Origin of the sequence: Corynebacterium sp. HMSC072A04, from assembly GCF_001809235.1 — a bacterium.
Lineage (GTDB): Bacteria > Actinomycetota > Actinomycetes > Mycobacteriales > Mycobacteriaceae > Corynebacterium > Corynebacterium hiratae.
Window position 1 is genome coordinate 1 of sequence record NZ_KV796784.1, and the last position, 3,112, is coordinate 3,112.

A 3,112-nucleotide genomic window follows, 5' to 3' on the forward strand; every position below is an offset into this window, starting at 1 on the left:
CCTGTTGGCTGATGCTTGTGCACCGGGTGCTGGCGAGGGTTCCTCTAACTAAGAGGAAGACCGCGATAACCGAGGGCCAGTCGGCCCCCGTGGCCGGCTGACACGCTAGAAGGTCAGTCTGTAGCACCAGGCCCCCTTTCCCACTGTTTCCCTGCGGTGGGTGAAGGGGGCTTTGGTGATCCTGCGCCCCCGGGCCCAGAGCCCGAGGGTCAATGTTCCGTCGTGTGGCGCGGTGAGTTCGGGTGGTTGTGGGGAACAGGGGGACGTCGCCAAGCAGCGAGGCGTCAAATGTGTGCGATAATTCGAGAATGACTACCGCAGGCGACATCGCAGGCCAGATCGGAACCCCCCTAACAGGAAACGCCACCAAGGTGCTGCTCCTAGGGGCGGGTGAGCTGGGCAAGCAGTTAGTAATTGCCTTTCAGAACTTAGGGCTTGAGGTTCACGCCGTGGACCGCTACGCAGGAGCACCCGCGCAACAGCTTGCGCACTTTAGCTACATCGCAGACATTAGGGACCCATACAAGGTGTGGGAGCTGACTGAGAAGATTAAGCCAGACTACGTAGTCCCAGAGGTGGAGACTGTCGCGGTGGAGACGCTGAAGCGTATAGAGGAATTCGGCACCACTGTCGTGCCGTCAGCGCGGGCTTGTGAGCTCACGCAGTGCCGTGAGAGCGTGCGTGAGGTCGCTGAGAGGATTGGGCTGCCCGTCACTGCCTATCGCTTTGCTGAGTCCGCTGAGGAGTTGCAGGAGGCAGTGGGGGAGTTGGGGCTGCCGTGCATCGTGAAGCCGGACATTACGACCTCAGGGAAGGGGCACATCCTTCTTAAGGAAGAAGAGGACGTGGAGGAGGCCTGGGCCATGGTGCGCCACGTGTCCTCGGAGTATAAGCGCGTCGTGGTGGAACGCTTCGTCGACTTTGACTATGAGGTCACGCTGCTTGCTGTGCGCTCCATTGACCCGGCTACGGGCAAGATGGCCACGTGGTTCAGTGAGCCCATTGGCCACCGCCACGAGAAGGGGGATCTGGTGGAGTCCTGGCAGCCGATGGCGATGAGTGAAGACGCCCTAGCGAACGCACGCTCCGTTGCGGCGCGCATCTCCAACGAATTGGGCGGGCGCGGTGTTTATGGCGTTGAGCTCTTCGTAGCGGGTGATGAGGTGTACTTCTCCTCTGTCTCGCCGCGTCCTTTGGATACCGCAATGCTGACTGGATACACACAGCGCTTCTCTGAGTTTGAACTCCATGTCCGCGCAATGTTGGGCTTCCCGATCGATGTGACGTTGGTCAGCCCCGGTGCGGCAGTCATTCTGCACGCGGACGCTGAGCTTGATGATGTCTCCTACTCCGGCCTCGATGCTGCCATGGCTTATGAGGAGACGGACGTGCGTCTGTTTGGTAAGCCGTGGGCGTATGCAGGGCGCCGAATGGGGATGGTGGCTACGACTGCAGAAGACGTTGAGACAGCCCGCGACAGGGCAGCACTCGCGGCGGCGAAGATTACTGTGGAGCCGGGCTCGTCTTCAGGGGGAGATCAGGCGGATGCGCAACCTGTGGCGCCCGCGGGCTCGCCGGTCTCCGACATCGAGGTTATTGAGGTCCCTGAGCCGGTTGTCGACGTTGACCCGAAGCTCACGCGTTCCGCGGATGATTAATGAGGGCTCGGCGAGCCATAAATCTGATTAATGGGGGTAGTGGTCTAAGCCCCGTGGGATGAGGTTTCTAATGGGGAATGACGGCCGTGCTTTGTGCACGGCCGTTTCGCGTGTCTGCGAGGTGTAGCGGCAAGGGTGTTAAATGCTTGCGAGTACGAGTTTTCGCGGGCCTTGGGGTGCTGCAAGGTGGTGAGGTTCGTAGGTGCGTACAAGGGGATTAGGCCAGCGCGGGTGCGGACAGTGCTGTTGCGCTGGCGGAAGGTTTCCTAGCGCAATCCGGGTGGGAAAAAACTGATATGCAAACTTAGTAAATCTTAGATTGAGTATTATAAGAAATACTTAGAAGTTGACGATGTGAAGGAAAAATAGAACAAGTGGGCGGTAGATAGGAGCTGCCTGACTTGAAAACGGTCTAGTGCAGCATAAATACGCTCCAACTTGGGTATAGGCGAAATTTATAGAGCAATGAGATACCTTGCAGCTTCCTGTGTCGAATGATAGTCTCCTGAGTGGACCATAAGAGTTCGTGAGATTCGTGAGAAGAATCGCCGGTAAAGGTGTAAAAACCTACGTCCCGATTTCAGATTGGTTCAGTGGTCTAAGGCTGCTGTGCAGAAAACTTGTAGACATTCACATCATTCGAAGAGGAAACGATGAGTAGATTAAGGAATATCTCCAGAGAGGGGTGGATGGTCTTTACTGCTGTGCTTACAGCAATTGCAGTAATTGCGGCCATGGTTACCGTTCCCTGGGCGAAGGCTGGCGCGGCCGAGCCGACTGATTTCGTGCCTAACACCACCTTGGGCGCTGAAAATGCGAAAATTGGCGGAGATCATAGCTGGGGCCAGCTTGTGTGGGCTGGTGTTCCGCCAGAAGGTGCGAGAAACCCTCACAAGAACAACGATGTCGGATGGGGCTGGTGTATTGATTACACTGTTGCCGATCCCATGCTCAAGAAGGGCAGCTACAAGAAGTCCACAGCAGGTGCGATTCGCTTTGATGACCCGAAGTTCCAGAATGCGGCTATCGGCATTGCAATGAAGCTGCGTGATGCTACGGCGGCTGGCGATAAGAAACTTGCTAACCGTTACAGCGTTTACTTGGCAGCGCTCGTCTCTGATGCGTCGGGTAGGGCTGCCGCGATTAAGTTTATTCACGCAAACGACGGCGGAAATGTTTCTGGTCTGGCACGTCCGCTCCACGGGTTCGACGGCAATTCAGAGGATTTCACGGCGAACACGGGGCTGCGCATTCTAAAGGACAATGCCCAAACGCTCGACCAGCAGTTTGAAGCCGATCCGTCGGTTACTATCCCTGAGCAGCCGGCGGATGCCTTCATCACTGTGGTTGGTCCCAACGGCATAACCACTCATAACAGTGGTGGGGGACAGCGTGTGGTTCCGATTGACCAGCCTGGTCTTCCAGGTGAGTCTGATACTCCGAAGATTTCGACG

At 56.9% G+C, this 3,112-nt stretch carries 1 protein-coding gene and 1 pseudogene; both read left to right on the forward strand.

Annotation, left to right across the window (positions count from 1 at the left end; all coding sequences use genetic code 11):
- The first annotated feature begins 308 nt into the window (after positions 1–308).
- Complete coding sequence (purT, locus tag HMPREF2565_RS06530) at positions 309–1,658, forward strand: formate-dependent phosphoribosylglycinamide formyltransferase (RefSeq protein WP_070679221.1); 1,350 nt, start codon at positions 309–311, stop codon at positions 1,656–1,658.
- 689 nt (positions 1,659–2,347) lie between these two features.
- Positions 2,348–3,112, forward strand: a pseudogene (locus HMPREF2565_RS14065) (adhesin); the annotation flags it as partial.